Here is a 16,810-nt window from a genome sequence, read left to right as displayed (position 1 = left end):
CGACCTCAGAAGTGGATGACGGTGCGGATGCTCTTGCCTTCATGCATCAGGTCAAACGCTTTGTTGATGTCTTCCAGACCCATGGTGTGGGTGATGAAGGTGTCCAACGGGATCTCGCCGGTCTGGGCCATTTCCACGTAGCTTGGCAACTCGGTCCGACCGCGCACGCCGCCGAATGCCGAACCGCGCCAGACGCGACCGGTCACCAACTGGAATGGACGGGTGGAAATTTCCTGGCCGGCGCCGGCAACACCAATGATCACCGACTCGCCCCAGCCTTTGTGGCAGCACTCAAGGGCGGCGCGCATCAGTTGCACGTTGCCGATGCATTCGAAGGAAAAGTCCACACCGCCGTCGGTCAAATCGACAATCACGTCCTGAATTGGGCGGTCGTAGTCTTTCGGGTTGATGCAGTCGGTAGCCCCCAGTTGCTTGGCGATCTCGAACTTGGCCGGGTTGATGTCGATGGCAATGATGCGCCCGGCCTTGGCCTTGACCGCACCGATCACCGCCGACAGGCCGATACCGCCGAGGCCGAAGATGGCCACGGTATCGCCCGGCTTGACCTTGGCGGTGTTGATTACCGCGCCGATGCCGGTGGTGACGCCGCAACCCAGCAGGCAGACTTTCTCCAGCGGGGCTTCTTTGGGAATCTTGGCCACGGAAATTTCCGGCAGCACGGTGTACTCGGAGAAGGTCGAGGTCCCCATGTAGTGGAAAATCGGCTGGCCTTTGTAAGAGAAGCGCGTGGTGCCGTCCGGCATCAGGCCCTTGCCCTGGGTCGAGCGGATGGCTTGGCACAGGTTGGTCTTGCCCGACAGGCAGAATTTGCACTTGCCGCATTCCGGGGTGTACAGCGGGATCACGTGGTCGCCAACCGCCACCGACGTCACGCCCTCGCCAATCGCTTCAACCACCGCACCGCCTTCGTGGCCGAGGATCGACGGGAAGATGCCTTCCGGATCGGCACCGGACAGGGTGTACGCGTCGGTGTGGCAAACGCCGGACGCAACTACGCGCAACAGCACTTCACCCGCCTGGGGCATGGCGACATCCACTTCAACGATCTCAAGAGGCTTCTTGGCTTCGAAGGCTACGGCGGCGCGGGACTTGATCATCCGGGTTTCTCCATCGGGTTAAAAACTAAGGCACAGAGTGTAAAACATGGCTGACTGATGAATAATCCAGCCAAAAGCAAAACTTTATTGCTGTACAGGGATAATCATCATGTTGGAAAACCGCTGGGAAGGCATTGATGAATTCGTCGCGGTAGCCGAATGCAGCCAATTCACCGCGGCAGCCGAGCGCCTGGGCGTGTCCTCATCCCACATCAGCCGGCAGGTGGCACGCCTGGAAGAACGCTTGCAGACGCGCTTGCTCTATCGCAGTACGCGCAAGGTCACGCTGACCGAGGCCGGCCAGACCTTTCTGCAACATTGCCAACGTTTGCAGGACGGGCGCGAAGAAGCCCTGCGCGCGGTCGGCGACCTCACCAGCGAACCCAAGGGCATGTTGCGCATGACCTGCGCCGTGGCGTACGGCGAGCGATTCATCGTGCCGCTGGTGACGCGGTTCATGGCGTTGTACCCGCAGTTGCGCGTGGATATTGAGCTGAGCAACCGTCAACTGGACTTGGTGCACGAAGGCCTCGACCTGGCGATTCGCCTCGGGCGCCTGCAGGATTCGCGCATGGTCGCCAGCCGCCTGGCGCCGCGGCGCATGTACTTGTGTGCGTCGCCGTCCTACCTGGCACGGTATGGTCGGCCACACAGTTTGTCGGAATTGAGTCGGCACAACTGCCTGATCGGTAGCTCGGACATTTGGCAACTGGCCCAGGATGGGCGGGAATTTTCCCAGCGTGTACAGGGAAACTGGCGTTGTAACAGTGGGCAGGCGGTGCTGGATGCAGCGCTGCAAGGCGTCGGGCTGTGCCAGTTGCCGGATTATTACGTGCTGGAGCATCTGCACAGTGGTGCGCTGGTGTCGTTGCTGGAGGCGCATCAGCCACCAAATACAGCGGTGTGGGCGTTGTATCCGCAGCAGCGGCATTTGTCGCCGAAGGTCAGGAAGTTGGTGGATTTCTTGAAGGCGGGGTTGGCTGAAAGGCCGGAGTACAGCAGCTGATTGTGGGGGTGTTTGTAATGGCCTCTTCGCGAGCAAGCCCGCTCCCACACTTGACTGCATTCACAAATCAAAATGTGGGAGCGGGCTTGCTCGCAAAGGGGTCGATGCGGTCTATCTGACTACCTACGGTTAGCCCACCGCAACCGCAACCACTCCAGATCTTCGGGCCGGGTCACCTTGATATTGTCCGAGCGCCCTTCAATCAAGCGCGGCGCCTGGCCGGCCCATTCCATGGCCGAGGCCTCATCAGTGATCACCGCATCCGCCACCAAGCTATCGGCCAACGCACGGTGCAAGGCGCCCAGGCGAAACATCTGTGGCGTGTAGGCTTGCCAGATCAGACTGCGGTCGACGGTTTCCACCACCCGCCCATGCTTGTCCACGCGCTTGAGGGTGTCGCGGGCCGGCACGGCCAGCAGGCCGCCGACCGGGTCATCCGCCAGTTCGCTTAATAACTTGTCGAGATCATCACGACTCAGGTTCGGCCGCGCAGCATCGTGCACCAGCACCCAATCGTCATCGCTGGCGCCGAGGGCATTCAGATGCAGCAGCGCATTGAGCACCGAGCCCGAACGCTCCGAACCACCGTCCGCACGCTGAATGCGCGGGTCGGCAGCACAAGCCAGGCTGGGCCAATAAGGATCATCGACAGCAAGACTGACCACCAACCCGTTGAGGCAAGGATGGTCGAGAAAACAGCCGAGGCTGTGTTCGAGAATTGTGCGCCCGCCCAGCTGCAAATATTGCTTGGGACGGTCCGCAGCCATACGAGCACCAACGCCCGCGGCAGGAATCACGGCCCAGAAGGCCGGCAAACCATTACTCATTGGGCCAACTGGTAGAGGGTTTCGCCCTCCTTGACCATACCCAACTCATGGCGAGCCCGTTCTTCAACAGTCTCCGTGCCTTTTTTCAGCTCAAGCACTTCGGCGTCGAGGACGCGGTTTCGCTCCAGCAGGCGTTCGTTTTCGGCGTGCTGGTCGGCAATTTGCTGGGTCAGATCCTTTACCTGCGCAAAGCTGCCATTACCCACCCATAGGCGGTACTGCAGGCCAGCCAGCAACAGGAGCAAGATGAGGAACAACCAATTGGGACTGCGCATCGAAATCCGGGTATCCAGTGAAAAAAGACAGCCATGTAAAACTTTTGCAGCAACTGATAGCACGAAGCCTGGAAGAACCAGGCTTGTGCTCGGTAGCCATGAGATTAGCGTCGAAATTCACTTCATCGTGAAATTTGCGACGCTATCAGACGACTTTTACCATTTAACCATCAGCCGCGAAACTCGCCGCGACCGTTGTACTTGGCCTTGCCTGCCAGTTGCTCTTCGATACGCAGCAATTGGTTGTACTTGGAAACGCGGTCCGAACGGCACAGGGAGCCGGTCTTGATCTGGCCAGCCGAAGTGCCCACGGCCAGGTCGGCAATGGTCGAATCTTCGGTTTCGCCGGAGCGGTGCGAGATCACGGCGGTGTAGCCCGCAGCCTTGGCCATCTGGATGGCTTCCAGGGTTTCGGTCAGGGTGCCGATCTGGTTGAACTTGATCAGGATCGAGTTGGCGATCTTTTTATCGATGCCTTCTTTCAGGATCTTGGTGTTGGTCACGAACAGGTCGTCGCCCACCAGTTGGATCTTCTCGCCGATCTTGTCGGTGAGGATTTTCCAACCGTCCCAGTCGGACTCGTCCAGGCCGTCTTCGATCGAGATGATCGGGTAGCGCTGGGTCAGGCCCTTCAGGTATTCAGCGAAACCTTCGGAGTTGAACACCTGGCCTTCGCCGGACAGGTTGTACTTGCCATCTTCGTAGAACTCGCTGGCCGCGCAGTCCAGGGCCAGGGTCACGTCGGTGCCCAGCTTGTAGCCAGCGTTGGCCACGGCTTCGGAGATCACTTTGAGTGCATCTTCGTTGGACGCCAGGTTCGGTGCGAAACCACCTTCGTCACCCACCGCAGTGCTCAGGCCACGGGCCTTCAGCACAGCCTTGAGGTGGTGGAAAATCTCGGTGCCCATGCGCAGGCCTTCGGAGAAGGACTTGGCGCCAACCGGCTGCACCATGAATTCCTGGATGTCGACGTTGTTATCAGCGTGCTCGCCACCGTTGATGATGTTCATCATCGGTACTGGCATCGAGTAGACACCCGGGGTGCCGTTCAGGTTGGCAATGTGCGCGTACAACGGCAGGTCCTGGTCCTGTGCAGCAGCCTTGGCGGCAGCCAGGGACACGGCGAGGATGGCGTTGGCGCCCAGGCTGCCTTTGTTTTCGGTGCCGTCGAGCTTGATCATCGCGTGGTCCAGGGCTTTCTGGTCCAGCGGGTCCTTGCCCAGCAACAGGTCACGGATCGGGCCGTTGATGTTGGCAACAGCTTTCAGTACACCCTTGCCCAGGTAACGGCTCTTGTCGCCATCACGCAGTTCCAGCGCTTCGCGCGAACCGGTAGAAGCACCGGACGGCGCGCAGGCGCTGCCGATGATGCCGTTATCGAGAAGCACGTCGGCTTCGACGGTGGGGTTGCCACGGGAGTCGAGAACTTCACGACCTTTGATGTCGACGATTTTTGCCATTGTTGTAAACACTCCAAAGTTGACGAAAACGACGCAGCTGAAGGAAAACTTTTGACCGACCGCAAGGGTGGAACAACGGGGCAGGCTTGCAGGCGACAAGGCTCAGGCCCGGGGGCCTGAGCTTTTAGCGTGGGATACTTTACCGGAGAAACGCGGCTTACGCGGTCTCTACCGTCGGAAAACTCTTGACCAGTTCGTCCAACTGCTTGAGCTGGGCCAGGAACGGCTCCAGCTTGTCCAGGCGCAGGGCGCATGGGCCGTCGCATTTGGCGTTGTCCGGGTCCGGGTGGGCTTCCAGGAACAGGCCAGCCAGGGACTGGCTGATGCCGGCCTTGGCCAGGTCCAGCACCTGGGCACGGCGCCCACCGGCGGAATCGGCACGACCACCGGGCATTTGCAGCGCGTGGGTCACGTCGAAGAACACCGGGTATTCGAACTGTTTCATGATGCCGAAACCGAGCATGTCCACCACGAGGTTGTTGTAGCCGAAGCTCGAACCGCGCTCGCAGAGGATCAACTGGTCGTTACCCGCTTCCACGCACTTGTTCAGGATGTGTTTCATCTCCTGGGGCGCGAGGAACTGGGCTTTCTTGATATTGATCACAGCGCCGGTCTTGGCCATCGCCACGACCAGGTCGGTCTGGCGCGACAGGAAGGCCGGCAACTGGATGATGTCGCACACCTCGGCGACCACGGCAGCCTGTTCAGGCTCGTGGACGTCGGTGATGATCGGCACGCCGAAGGCTTGCTTGATGTCCTGGAAGATCCGCATGCCTTCTTCAAGGCCCGGGCCGCGATAGGACGTCACGGACGAACGGTTGGCCTTGTCGAAGCTGGCCTTGAATACGTAAGGGATACCGAGTTTCTCGGTGACCTTCACGTACTCTTCACAGACCTGCATCGCCATGTCGCGGCTTTCCAGCACGTTCATGCCGCCAAACAGCACCATGGGCTTGTCGTTGGCAATCTCGATGTCGCCGACGCGAATGATCTTCTGGGCCATCAGGGTTACGCCTTCTTCTGGTGTTGCGTCAGTGCCGCCTTGACGAAACCGCTGAACAACGGGTGACCGTCGCGCGGCGTCGAGGTGAACTCCGGGTGGAACTGGCAAGCGACGAACCATGGGTGATCCGGTGCTTCAACCACTTCAACCAGTGCGCCATCACCGGAGCGACCGGAGATTTTCAGGCCGGCTTCTTTGATTTGCGGCAGCAGGTTGTTGTTCACTTCGTAGCGGTGACGGTGACGCTCGACGATCACGTCCTTGCCGTAGCAATCGTGAACCAGCGAGCCCGCTTCCAACAGGCAGTCTTGCGCGCCAAGGCGCATGGTGCCGCCCAGGTCGGAGGCTTCGGTACGGGTTTCGACCGCGCCGGTGGCATCTTCCCACTCGGTGATCAGGCCCACGACCGGGTGGCCGCTCTTGCTGTCGAACTCGGTGGAGTTGGCGTCTTTCCAACCCAGCACGTTACGGGCGAACTCGATAACGGCCACTTGCATGCCCAGGCAAATCCCCAGGTACGGCACCTTGTTCTCACGAGCGTACTGCACGGCAGTGATCTTGCCTTCCACGCCACGCAGGCCGAAGCCGCCTGGAACGAGGATCGCGTCCACACCTTCGAGCAAGGCGGTGCCTTGGTTCTCGATGTCTTCGGAATCGATATAGCGCAGGTTGACCTTGGTACGGTTGCTGATGCCCGCGTGGCTCATCGCTTCGATCAGCGACTTGTAGGCGTCCAGCAGTTCCATGTACTTGCCGACCATGGCGATGGTGACTTCGTGCTCGGGGTTGAGCTTGGCGTCAACCACGGCTTCCCACTCGGACAGGTCCGCGCCGTTGCATTGCAGGCCGAAACGCTCGACCACAAAATCATCCAGGCCTTGCGAATGCAGGATGCCCGGGATCTTGTAGATGGTGTCGGCGTCTTCCAGCGCGATCACCGCACGTTCTTCAACGTTGGTGAATTGCGCGATCTTGCGACGCGAGGAAATGTCGATCGGGTGATCGGAGCGGCACACCAGCACGTCCGGCTGCAGGCCGATGGAACGCAGTTCCTTGACCGAGTGCTGGGTAGGCTTGGTTTTGGTTTCGCCAGCGGTGGCGATGTACGGCACCAGTGTCAGGTGCATCAACATCGCGCGCTTGGCGCCGACTTCGAAACGCAACTGGCGGATGGCTTCGAGGAACGGTTGGGATTCGATGTCACCCACGGTGCCACCGATCTCGACCATCGCCACGTCGGCATCGCCTGCACCCTTGATGATGCGGCGCTTGATTTCGTCGGTGATGTGCGGGATCACCTGGATGGTTGCACCCAGGTAGTCACCACGGCGCTCTTTGCGCAGCACGTGCTCGTAGACACGGCCTGTGGTGAAGTTGTTGTTCTGGGTCATGGTCGTGCGGATGAACCGCTCGTAGTGGCCCAGGTCCAGGTCGGTCTCGGCGCCGTCATGGGTGACGAACACTTCACCGTGCTGGAACGGGCTCATGGTGCCCGGGTCAACGTTGATGTACGGGTCCAGCTTGAGCATGGTGACCTTAAGTCCCCGCGCCTCCAGGATGGCCGCCAATGAAGCCGATGCGATGCCTTTCCCCAATGAAGAAACAACACCGCCCGTGACGAATATGTAGCGCGTCATGAAAAACCCTAGAAGTCTGCGTTAAAGCGGTCCGAGCCGCCGGGGAAAGCGAAGAGAGGCCGAAGCCCCCGATCACCTGCATTAATCACAGTGCACCTTTCAAAAAAACCGCCGCGTTGTGACAGACCAGCAATGAAACACCGGTACGTTGATCGCTACACATTTTTTGGAATCGCCCAGCAAAGACTGCTTGGTAATCGGCAACTGCTGCGATTCAGGCGAATCCACAGAAGTTGTATCAAGAAGGGAGCGTAGTCTACCGGAAAGGCGCTATCAGCTCAAACCTTGATCGCAGTTCTGTGGCATCCAATGTAATTGCCAGTCGCTGGCCGAGTTGGGCCATAGCCCGGCGAGGGTTGGGATACCCAGCAATTGCTCACCCCGATACAGCAGCGGCAATCTGCCACGGACAAAGCCCGGCAAGCCGCATTCATTCAGCAGGCGCTTCACGTCACGCCGGCCACGGCCCGGCACTTCGATGGCTTCGCCGCCCTGGCGATAGCGGATCACCAGTGGGCCGTCAGGGGCCGTGCCGATCAGTCTCAGGCGACCATTGCCGGGTAACTCTAGTGGGATTTGTGGATCGGGCCAGCTCACCGATGCGTCGGAAAATTCCGACCAAGCGGTAGGCAGCCACCAGATGCGCTCGCCACAACGGTGCAACTCGCCATCGGCAAGGTGCCACAGGGGCTGCGCGTCGCCCTTGGCGTCCCGCAGGGAATGCCAGCTGGCCCAATGGTCACTGTCGGGTAACCGAGTCAGCGGCGTCAGCCAATGACGCAGGGTGTTGCGTTGGCGGGCATCGGAAAGTTCGCGCAACGGCGCAAGGGCCAATGACGGCAATGGCAACCAGGGAAAGGCTGAGGGCTGGTCAGCGGTACGCAGGTCCAGTTGCGCCAATTCGTCGAGCAACCCTTGCGCCTCCCCCAGGTGCTCGGCGGCGCGCGCCAGGCTGGAGACCGCTTGCGGCCAACGCTCCGTGAGTACCGGGAACACTCGGTGGCGCAGGTAGTTGCGCGAGAACCGCGGGTCGGTGTTGGACGGATCTTCAATCCACGTGAGTTGATGTTCGCTGGCATAGGCTTGCAACTCAGCCCGCGATACCTCCAGCAACGGTCGCACCAGATGACCGCCCGCCAAGGGGCGATGCGCAGGCATTGCCGACAACCCCCGCACGCCTGCCCCGCGCAACAGGCGAAAAAGCAGGGTTTCGGCCTGATCATCACGATGCTGGCCAGTGAGCAACACCTCCCCTGCCCCGGTCACCTCGGCAAACACCTGGTAGCGCGCATCACGGGCGGCACGCTCAAGGCTGGCGCCGGGCCGGACTTGCACGCGCATGACGCGCAGGGGCACGCCCAGAGCGTCACACATCGACTGACAATGCGCTGGCCAGGCGTCGGCGACAGCTTGCAGGCCGTGGTGGACATGGATGGCGCTGAGGGGAGGAAGATGCTCAGTGTTAGCGAGCAGGTGCAGCAGGACAGTGGAGTCGAGCCCGCCGGAGAAAGCGATATGCCAGGCCGGGGCGTTGCGCCAGGCAGAGAGGGCGTGAAGGAGCTTGGCGGACAAGGAGGATTTCATGAAAAACACCGCCACTGATCTGGCATACGATAACCCAGCATACACAAAGCAAATGTGGGAGCGGGCTTGCTCACGAATGCAGAGTGTCAGTCACTGAAAAGGTTGACTGATCCACCGCTTTCGCGAGCAAGCCCGCTCCCACATTTTAGGGCTATGTCGAATTACAGACCGTAGCTCATCAAGCGCTCGTAACGACGGGCCAGCAGCGCTTCGTTATCCAGCTTCTTGAGCATCGCCAGTTGCGAGCCCAATTCTGCGCGGATGGTCGCAGCGGCGGCAGCCGGGTCACGGTGGGCGCCGCCCAGTGGCTCGGCGATCACTTTGTCCACGATCCCCAGGCCCTTGAGACGATCGGCAGTGATGCCCATGGCTTCGGCAGCGTCCGGCGCCTTTTCTGCGGTTTTCCACAGGATCGAGGCGCAACCTTCCGGCGAGATCACCGCGTAGGTCGAATATTGCAGCATGTTCAGCTGATCGCAGACACCGATGGCCAGTGCACCGCCGGAACCACCTTCACCAATCACGGTGGCGATGATCGGGGTCTTCAGGCGGGACATGACGCGCAGGTTCCAGGCAATCGCTTCGCTCTGGTTGCGTTCTTCAGCGTCGATACCCGGGTACGCACCCGGGGTGTCGATGAAGGTCAGGATCGGCATCTTGAAGCGCTCAGCCATCTCCATCAGGCGGCACGCCTTGCGGTAGCCTTCCGGGCGCGGCATGCCGAAGTTGCGACGTACTTTCTCGCGCACTTCACGACCTTTCTGGTGACCGATCACCATCACTGGCTGGTCGTCCAGGCGAGCGATACCGCCCACGATGGCCGCGTCGTCGGAGAAGTGGCGGTCGCCATGCAGCTCGTCGAACTCGGTGAAGATGTGGTCAATGTAGTCCAGGGTGTATGGACGGCGCGGGTGGCGGGCCAGGCGCGCGATCTGCCAGCTGGTCAGCTTGCCGAAGATGTCTTCGGTCAGCGTCTTGCTCTTGTCTTGCAGGCGCGAGATTTCATCGCCGATATTCAGCGAATTGTCATTGCCGACCAGGCGCAGCTCTTCGATCTTGGCTTGCAGGTCAGCGATCGGCTGTTCGAAATCAAGAAAATTCGGGTTCATAAGCGTCCGTCTTGGGTCGACGGCCAGGGAGTGCCTGGCCAGCCGGTTGTCTATTCGCGCCCTACCTTAAGGGAGAGGCGCGTTTAGGTCGAGATTAAATATTTAGTCGAGATCAGACATATCTGACCGTCAACGGTATTGGAGGAAGACGTTGTCACGGCCGAACTGGTCACGCAAAGCTTGAATCAAGCCATCCGCAGGATCAATTCGCCAGGTCTCGCCGAACTGCAACATCGCCTTGGCATCGCTGCCGGTGTACTCCATGGTCACCGGGCACGCGCCACGATGGCGTTTGAGCAATTCGCCCAACAGGCGTAGCTGATCGCCCTTGAGCGCCTCGGTCTTGACCCTCAGGCGCAGGCTTTCGGCAAGATTGGTGCGCGCATCTTCCATGCTCATCACCCGCTTGATCCGCAGGCGCAGGCCGCCGGAAAAGTCGTCATTGCTGACCTCCCCCTCCACGACGACCATGGCATCGGTCTGCAACAACGACTGGGCCGAGTGGAAGGCATCGGCAAACAGCGACGCTTCGATCCGCCCCGAGCGGTCATCGAGGGTGATAAAGCCCATCTTGTCGCCTTTCTTATTTTTCATCACCCGCAGGGCGATGATCATGCCGGCGACGGTCTGGGTGTCTCGCGCCGGCTTCAGGTCGATGATGCGTTGACGGGCGAAACGACGGATTTCGCCCTCGTATTCGTCAATCGGATGACCAGTGAGGTAAAGGCCCAGGGTGTCTTTTTCACCCTTGAGACGCTCCTTGAGGGTCAACTCCTTGGCCTTGCGGTGGTTAGCGTACACATCCGCATCTTCTTCGACGAACAAACCGCCAAACAAGTCGGCGTGGCCGCTGTCGTGGGTGCGGGCGGTCTGTTCGGCGGCCTTGATCGCCTCTTCCATGGCGGCGAGCAACACCGCGCGGTTACGGTCGATATTGGCTTGGTAAGCTTTCGGTTCATCGTGGAAATACGGGCCGAGACGGTCGAGTGCACCGCTGCGGATCAGGCCATCAAGGGTACGTTTGTTGATGCGCTTGAGGTCGACCCGCGCGCAGAAGTCGAACAGGTCCTTGAACGGCCCGTCCTGACGCGCTTCGACAATCGCTTCCACCGGGCCTTCGCCCACACCTTTGATCGCGCCCAGGCCGTAAATGATGCGACCTTCGTCGTTCACCGTGAACTTGAACTCCGAGGCGTTCACATCCGGTGCGTCGAGGCGCAGCTTCATGGTGCGCACTTCCTCGATCAAGGTCACGACCTTGTCGGTGTTGTGCATATCCGCCGAGAGTACCGCCGCCATGAATGGCGCCGGGTAGTGGGCCTTCAGCCAAGCGGTCTGGTACGACACCAGGCCGTAGGCGGCGGAGTGGGATTTGTTGAAACCGTAGCCGGCGAACTTTTCCACCAGGTCGAAGATGTTACCCGCAAGGTCGGCGTCGATATTGTTGGTCGCGCAACCTTCAATGAAGCCGCCGCGCTGCTTGGCCATCTCCTCGGGTTTTTTCTTACCCATGGCCCGACGCAGCATGTCCGCACCGCCAAGGGTGTAACCGGCCATGACCTGGGCGATCTGCATCACCTGTTCCTGATACAGGATGATGCCGTAGGTCGGTGCCAGTACGGGCTTGAGGCCTTCGTACTGATAGTCCGAGTGCGGGTAAGCCAGCTCGGCACGTCCGTGCTTACGGTTGATGAAGTCATCCACCATGCCCGATTGCAGCGGGCCCGGACGGAACAGCGCCACCAGTGCGATCAAGTCTTCCAGGCAGTCGGGCTTGAGCTTTTTGATCAGCTCTTTCATGCCGCGCGACTCAAGCTGGAACACCGCCGTGGTCTCGGCTTTTTGCAGCAACTGGTACGTTGGTTTGTCGTCCAGCGGGATAAAGGCAATATCCAGTGGCGCTTCGTTGACCTTGGCGCGGTCACGGTTGATGGTCTTGAGCGCCCAGTCGATGATCGTCAGGGTCCGCAGGCCGAGGAAGTCGAACTTCACCAGGCCGGCCGCCTCCACGTCGTCCTTGTCGAACTGGGTTACCAGGCCGTCACCGGCCTCGTCGCAATAGATCGGCGAAAAGTCGGTGAGCTTGGTAGGCGCAATTACCACACCACCCGCGTGTTTACCGACGTTACGCACCACACCTTCGAGCTTGCGCGCCATGTCCCAGATTTCGGCGGCCTCTTCATCGACCTTGATGAAGTCGCGCAGGATTTCTTCCTGCTCGTAAGCCTTTTCCAGGGTCATGCCGACTTCGAACGGAATCATCTTCGACAGACGATCCGCCAGGCCGTAGGACTTGCCCTGCACCCGCGCCACGTCGCGAATTACAGCCTTGGCAGCCATGGAGCCGAACGTGATGATCTGACTTACCGCATTGCGGCCATATTTCTCGGCCACGTATTCGATTACGCGGTCGCGGCCGTCCATGCAGAAGTCGACGTCGAAGTCGGGCATGGAAACCCGTTCCGGGTTGAGGAATCGCTCGAACAGCAGGTCATATTCCAGCGGGTCGAGGTCGGTGATCTTCTGTACATAGGCCACCAACGAACCGGCACCCGACCCCCGGCCGGGCCCAACGGGTACGCCATTGCTTTTGGCCCACTGGATAAAGTCCATCACGATCAGGAAGTAACCGGGGAACCCCATCTGGATGATGATATCCAGCTCGAAATTCAACCGATCCACGTAGACCTGGCGCTTGGCCTCGTAGTCCTCGGTGGTGTCCTTGGGCAGCAGAACGCTCAACCGCTCTTCCAGACCGTCGAACGAGACTTTGCGGAAATATTCGTCGATGGTCATGCCATCGGGAATCGGGAAGTTGGGCAAAAAGTGCTTGCCCAGCTTCACTTCGATATTGCAGCGCTTGGCGATCTCCACCGAGTTTTCCAGCGCTTCCGGCAGGTCGCTGAACAGCTCGGCCATCTCGTCGGCGCTTTTGAGGTATTGCTCCTCGCTGTAGTTCTTCGAGCGACGCGGGTCATCCAGGGCCCGGCCTTCGCCGATGCACACGCGGGTTTCGTGGGCCTCGAAATCTTCCTTCTTGATAAAGCGCACATCGTTGGTCGCCACCAACGGCGCGCCCAGCTTGTCGGCCAGGGCGACGGCGGCGTGCAGATGCTCTTCGTCGTTGGGGCGGTTGGTGCGTTGTACTTCCAGGTAGAAACGGTCGGGGAAGACCTGCATCCACTCGCGGGCCAGTACTTCGGCTTCCTGGGGGTTGCCGCCGAGCAGCGCGAGACCGATCTCACCCTCTTTGGCGGCCGACAGCATGATCAGGCCTTCACTGGCCTCGGCGACCCATTCGCGCTCGATAATGATCGAGCCATTGCGCTGGCCGTCGATGAAACCGCGGGAAATCAGTTCAGTGAGGTTGCGATAACCGACGCCGTTCATCGCCAGCAGGCTGATGCGGCTCAGGGCGTTGTCCGGATCTTTGTTGGACAACCACAGGTCGGCACCACAGATCGGCTTGATGCCGGCGCCCATGGCATTTTTGTAGAACTTGACCAGGGAACACATGTTGTTCTGATCGGTCACCGCCACCGCTGGCATGTTCATGCCCACCAGGGTTTTGACCAGCGGTTTGATCCGTACCAGGCCGTCGACCAGGGAGTATTCAGTGTGCAGGCGCAGGTGAACGAATGAAGCCGGCATAGTGATCTCTTATACGTGGAAACAACAAGGCCCGGATTGTACCGGGCCTTGGCAAAAACATCAGCCTCGCGACTACACCTCTGCGAGACGCTCCCGTGCCTCGTAAGCCAGGCGCACCGGGGCGAACGAGCGACGATGGATCGGCGTTGGACCCAGGCGGGCCAAGGCTTCCAGATGAACGGGCGTCGGGTAGCCTTTGTGACCACCGATGCCGTAGCCGGGGTAGGTCAATTCGAAAGCAGCCATTTCACGGTCACGGCTGACCTTGGCCAGGATCGACGCCGCGGCAATCGCCGGCACTTTGCTATCACCCTTGACCACGGCTTCAGAGGGCATCGCCAGTTTGGGGCAGCGGTTGCCGTCGATCATCGCCATTTTTGGCGTGATGTGCAGGCCTTCGACCGCGCGCTGCATGGCGAGCATGGTGGCGTGGAGAATGTTCAGCTCGTCGATTTCCTCGACTTCGGCACGGGCAATGTGCCAACTCAAGGCTTTTTCACAGATCTCGTCGAAGAGCTTTTCGCGGCGGGCTTCGGTGAGTTTTTTCGAGTCGTTGAGACCGAGGATCGGACGGTTCGGATCAAGGATCACCGCCGCCGTGACTACCGCGCCGCACAGCGGCCCGCGACCGACTTCGTCGACACCGGCCACCAGTTCGTGGGCTTCGGCAACCAAGCTGAAGTCCAGGCCCATTTGCGTGGTCATAGGGTTTCCTGTTTTTTACCGATCAACGTCAGCACGGCGTCCGCCGCCTGGTTGGACGCATCACGGCGCAGGGTGCGGTGAATCTCATCAAAACCGCGGGTCTGCTCTTCGCCGCCATCGATCAAGGGGAGTACGGTTTGCGCCAGGGCTTCGGGCGTTGCGTCGTCCTGCAACAACTCCGGCACCAACAGGCGTTGAGCCAGCAGGTTCGGCAAGGAGATGTAGGGGCTTTTGACCATGCGCTTGAGAATCCAGAACGTCAGCGGCGCCAAGCGGTAGGCCACGACCATTGGGCGCTTGTACAGCAGCGCTTCCAGGGTCGCGGTGCCCGAGGCGATCAGTACCGCATCACAGGCCGCCAGGGCCAGGTGCGATTGGCCGTCGAGCAAGGTCAGCGGCAGGTTGCGCCCTTCAAGCAAGGTTTCGATCTGGGCCCGTCGTTGCGGGCTGGCGCACGGCAGCACGAAGCGTACGCCTGGCTTCAAGGCCAGCAGGCGTTCGGCCGCATCAAAAAACAACGCCCCCAGGCGCCCGACTTCGCCGCCACGGCTGCCCGGCATCAGCGCGACCAACGGCCCGTCAGCCAAACCCAGTTCGGTACGGGCTGCTGCGCGGTCGGCGTGCAGCGGAATGGTGTCGGCCAGGGTATGCCCAACAAACCGCACCGGCACGCCCTTCTCCTCGTAGAAACGGGCCTCGAACGGCAGCAGGGTCAGCATCAGGTCGCAGCCTTCCCGGATCTTCAACACGCGCTTCTGTCGCCACGCCCACACGGACGGGCTGACGTAGTGCACCGTCTTGATCCCGGCCTGACGCAATTTGAGTTCGATGTTGAGGGTGAAGTCCGGCGCATCGATTCCGATAAAGACGTCGGGTTTTTCTTCGATGAGGGTCTGAATCAGCAGTTTGCGCCGAGCCAGAAGCTCACGCAGACGCCCCAGCACTTCCACCAACCCCATGACCGACAAGCGCTCCATGGGGAAATAGGAAGTGAGGCCTTCGGCCTGCATCAGCGGACCACCCACACCGATAAACTCAACCGCAGGATGCTGGGCCTTGAGGGCTCGCATCAGGCCTGCGCCCAAGATGTCGCCGGAAGCTTCTCCGGCCACCAACGCAATACGCAGATTGGCCATGATCAGCGCGTGATGCCGCGGGTCGACGCCTGGATCGAGTCACGGAATACCGCGACTTCCGGGAACAACGCTGACGGCTCGGCCAGTTCGGTCAAGGCTTGGTCAACGGTGAGCCCCTGGCGGTAGACCACCTTGTAGGCGCGACGCAGGGCGTGGATCGCCTCTTCGCTGAAACCACGACGGCGCATGCCCTCGAAGTTCATGCTGCGGGCTTCGGCCGGGTTGCCGAACACGGTGACGAACGCCGGAACGTCCTTGCCGATGGCGGTCCCCATGCCGGAAAAGCTGTGGGCGCCGATGTGGCAATACTGATGCACCAGGGTGAAACCGGACAGGATCGCCCAATCATCAACGTGCACGTGGCCTGCCAACGCGGTGTTGTTGACCAGGATGCAGTGGTTGCCGATCACGCTGTCATGGCCGATATGGGCATAGGCCATGATCAGGTTGTGATCACCCAGCGTGGTCTCGGCACGATCCTGAACGGTGCCACGGTGAATGGTCACACCTTCACGAATGATGTTGTGGTCACCGATTACCAGGCGCGTTTCTTCACCCTTGTACTTCATGTCCGGGGTGTCTTCGCCTACCGAGGAAAACTGGTAGATGCGATTGTGTTTGCCAATGCGGGTCGGTCCCTTGAGGATCACGTGCGGCCCGATGACAGTCCCCTCGCCGATTTCAACACCTGCGCCGATGATCGACCAAGGGCCGACCTCAACGTCGGCGGCCAGAACGGCCGACGGATCGATGATTGCACGAGGGTCAATCAAACTCATAGTTTGCGTTCCGCGCAGATGATCTCGGCGGAGCACACCGGCTTGCCATCTACCGACGCCTGGCATTCAAACTTCCAGATCTGGCGCTTGCAGCTGATGAACTTGGCTTCCAGGATCAACTGGTCACCCGGGGTGACCGGATTGCGGAAACGCAATTTGTCGGAACCGACAAAATAGTAAAGCGTGCCGTCGGCAGGCTTGAGGTCGAGCATTTTGAAACCAAGGATACCGGCAGCCTGGGCCATCGCTTCAATGATCAATACGCCCGGCATGATTGGATGCGCAGGAAAGTGACCGTTGAAGAACGGTTCGTTGATGCTGACATTCTTGTAGGCACGAATGCGCTTTTCCTCAACATTGAGGTCCACTACGCGGTCCACCAGCAGGAACGGGTAACGGTGAGGCAGGTATTCGCGAATCTCGTTGATGTCCATCATTTCGGGGGGAAGCCTGTAATAAAGATTGGGGGCGGGCGGACTAAAAGCACGCCCCGCTAGCAAATCAAGGAGGCAAGTCTAGC

Annotated in this window: 14 protein-coding genes; 1 reads left to right on the top strand and 13 read right to left on the bottom strand. The window is 60.1% G+C overall.

Annotation, left to right across the window (positions count from 1 at the left end):
• Positions 1 to 5: 5 nt before the first annotated feature.
• A complete protein-coding gene (locus PSH81_RS06505) occupies positions 6 to 1,118 on the bottom strand; it encodes an S-(hydroxymethyl)glutathione dehydrogenase/class III alcohol dehydrogenase (RefSeq protein WP_305392191.1) in 1,113 nt (370 codons plus the stop codon).
• A gap of 109 nt (positions 1,119 to 1,227) precedes the next feature.
• Between PSH81_RS06505 and PSH81_RS06500 the strand changes: the two genes are divergently transcribed.
• The gene (locus tag PSH81_RS06500) at positions 1,228 to 2,124 is read left to right on the top strand and encodes a LysR substrate-binding domain-containing protein (RefSeq protein ID WP_305392190.1); all 897 of its coding nucleotides are present in this window, start codon (positions 1,228 to 1,230) and stop codon (positions 2,122 to 2,124) included.
• 119 nt (positions 2,125 to 2,243) lie between these two features.
• Here PSH81_RS06500 and ispD read toward each other — a convergent pair whose 3' ends face one another.
• The 12 genes from ispD to fabZ all read right to left on the bottom strand — a co-directional run bounded on the left by ispD (position 2,244) and on the right by fabZ (position 16,727).
• Positions 2,244 to 2,951, bottom strand: a complete 708-nt coding sequence (ispD, locus tag PSH81_RS06495; protein WP_305392189.1) for a 2-C-methyl-D-erythritol 4-phosphate cytidylyltransferase — start codon at positions 2,949 to 2,951, stop codon at positions 2,244 to 2,246.
• Complete coding sequence (gene ftsB / locus PSH81_RS06490; protein WP_192299339.1) at positions 2,948 to 3,226, bottom strand: cell division protein FtsB; 279 nt, start codon at positions 3,224 to 3,226, stop codon at positions 2,948 to 2,950. Before ftsB ends, ispD begins: the two co-directional genes overlap by 4 nt.
• Before the next feature lie 170 nt (positions 3,227 to 3,396).
• A complete protein-coding gene (gene eno, locus PSH81_RS06485; protein ID WP_003189193.1) occupies positions 3,397 to 4,686 on the bottom strand; it encodes a phosphopyruvate hydratase in 1,290 nt (429 codons plus the stop codon).
• Between the two features lie 157 nt (positions 4,687 to 4,843).
• Positions 4,844 to 5,689 carry a 3-deoxy-8-phosphooctulonate synthase gene (gene kdsA, locus PSH81_RS06480; RefSeq protein ID WP_010212442.1) on the bottom strand — a complete coding sequence of 282 codons (846 nt, stop codon included), beginning with the start codon at positions 5,687 to 5,689 and terminating at the stop codon, positions 4,844 to 4,846.
• A 5-nt stretch (positions 5,690 to 5,694) separates the two neighbouring features.
• Positions 5,695 to 7,326 (bottom strand): CTP synthase, encoded by a 1,632-nt coding sequence (locus PSH81_RS06475; RefSeq protein WP_226455865.1) that lies wholly within the window; start codon positions 7,324 to 7,326, stop codon positions 5,695 to 5,697.
• Positions 7,327 to 7,599: 273 nt separating this feature from the next.
• The gene (gene tilS / locus PSH81_RS06470; protein ID WP_305392188.1) at positions 7,600 to 8,910 is read right to left on the bottom strand and encodes a tRNA lysidine(34) synthetase TilS; all 1,311 of its coding nucleotides are present in this window, start codon (positions 8,908 to 8,910) and stop codon (positions 7,600 to 7,602) included.
• Positions 8,911 to 9,071: 161 nt separating this feature from the next.
• Positions 9,072 to 10,019 (bottom strand): acetyl-CoA carboxylase carboxyltransferase subunit alpha, encoded by a 948-nt coding sequence (locus PSH81_RS06465; protein ID WP_192299342.1) that lies wholly within the window; start codon positions 10,017 to 10,019, stop codon positions 9,072 to 9,074.
• A 129-nt stretch (positions 10,020 to 10,148) separates the two neighbouring features.
• Positions 10,149 to 13,670 carry a DNA polymerase III subunit alpha gene (gene dnaE / locus PSH81_RS06460; RefSeq protein ID WP_192299343.1) on the bottom strand — a complete coding sequence of 1,174 codons (3,522 nt, stop codon included), beginning with the start codon at positions 13,668 to 13,670 and terminating at the stop codon, positions 10,149 to 10,151.
• Positions 13,671 to 13,742: 72 nt separating this feature from the next.
• Positions 13,743 to 14,375 (bottom strand): ribonuclease HII, encoded by a 633-nt coding sequence (gene rnhB, locus PSH81_RS06455; protein WP_226455868.1) that lies wholly within the window; start codon positions 14,373 to 14,375, stop codon positions 13,743 to 13,745.
• Positions 14,372 to 15,511 (bottom strand): lipid-A-disaccharide synthase, encoded by a 1,140-nt coding sequence (gene lpxB / locus PSH81_RS06450; protein WP_226455869.1) that lies wholly within the window; start codon positions 15,509 to 15,511, stop codon positions 14,372 to 14,374. The genes rnhB and lpxB overlap by 4 nt, the downstream gene beginning before the upstream one ends.
• 2 nt (positions 15,512 to 15,513) lie before the next feature.
• Positions 15,514 to 16,290 carry an acyl-ACP--UDP-N-acetylglucosamine O-acyltransferase gene (gene lpxA / locus PSH81_RS06445; RefSeq protein WP_192299346.1) on the bottom strand — a complete coding sequence of 259 codons (777 nt, stop codon included), beginning with the start codon at positions 16,288 to 16,290 and terminating at the stop codon, positions 15,514 to 15,516.
• The gene (gene fabZ / locus PSH81_RS06440) at positions 16,287 to 16,727 is read right to left on the bottom strand and encodes a 3-hydroxyacyl-ACP dehydratase FabZ (protein WP_003172281.1); all 441 of its coding nucleotides are present in this window, start codon (positions 16,725 to 16,727) and stop codon (positions 16,287 to 16,289) included. The genes lpxA and fabZ overlap by 4 nt, the downstream gene beginning before the upstream one ends.
• Positions 16,728 to 16,810: the final 83 nt, after the last annotated feature.

Source organism: Pseudomonas sp. FP2335 (genome assembly GCF_030687535.1).
GTDB lineage: Bacteria > Pseudomonadota > Gammaproteobacteria > Pseudomonadales > Pseudomonadaceae > Aquipseudomonas.
The sequence above is the reverse complement of the archived record's forward strand: the minus strand, read 5'-3'. Positions and strand labels throughout refer to the sequence as shown.

Bases quoted from the DNA above. Each gene is read 5' to 3' on its own strand.
- PSH81_RS06505 (WP_305392191.1), bottom strand. From the start codon at position 1,118: ATGATCAAGTCCCGCGCCGCCGTAGCCTTCGAAGCCAAGAAGCCTCTT.
- PSH81_RS06500 (WP_305392190.1), top strand. From the start codon at position 1,228: ATGTTGGAAAACCGCTGGGAAGGCATTGATGAATTCGTCGCGGTAGCC.
- ispD (WP_305392189.1), bottom strand. From the start codon at position 2,951: ATGAGTAATGGTTTGCCGGCCTTCTGGGCCGTGATTCCTGCCGCGGGC.
- ftsB (WP_192299339.1), bottom strand. From the start codon at position 3,226: ATGCGCAGTCCCAATTGGTTGTTCCTCATCTTGCTCCTGTTGCTGGCT.
- eno (WP_003189193.1), bottom strand. From the start codon at position 4,686: ATGGCAAAAATCGTCGACATCAAAGGTCGTGAAGTTCTCGACTCCCGT.
- kdsA (WP_010212442.1), bottom strand. From the start codon at position 5,689: ATGGCCCAGAAGATCATTCGCGTCGGCGACATCGAGATTGCCAACGAC.
- PSH81_RS06475 (WP_226455865.1), bottom strand. From the start codon at position 7,326: ATGACGCGCTACATATTCGTCACGGGCGGTGTTGTTTCTTCATTGGGG.
- tilS (WP_305392188.1), bottom strand. From the start codon at position 8,910: ATGAAATCCTCCTTGTCCGCCAAGCTCCTTCACGCCCTCTCTGCCTGG.
- PSH81_RS06465 (WP_192299342.1), bottom strand. From the start codon at position 10,019: ATGAACCCGAATTTTCTTGATTTCGAACAGCCGATCGCTGACCTGCAA.
- dnaE (WP_192299343.1), bottom strand. From the start codon at position 13,670: ATGCCGGCTTCATTCGTTCACCTGCGCCTGCACACTGAATACTCCCTG.
- rnhB (WP_226455868.1), bottom strand. From the start codon at position 14,375: ATGACCACGCAAATGGGCCTGGACTTCAGCTTGGTTGCCGAAGCCCAC.
- lpxB (WP_226455869.1), bottom strand. From the start codon at position 15,511: ATGGCCAATCTGCGTATTGCGTTGGTGGCCGGAGAAGCTTCCGGCGAC.
- lpxA (WP_192299346.1), bottom strand. From the start codon at position 16,290: ATGAGTTTGATTGACCCTCGTGCAATCATCGATCCGTCGGCCGTTCTG.
- fabZ (WP_003172281.1), bottom strand. From the start codon at position 16,727: ATGATGGACATCAACGAGATTCGCGAATACCTGCCTCACCGTTACCCG.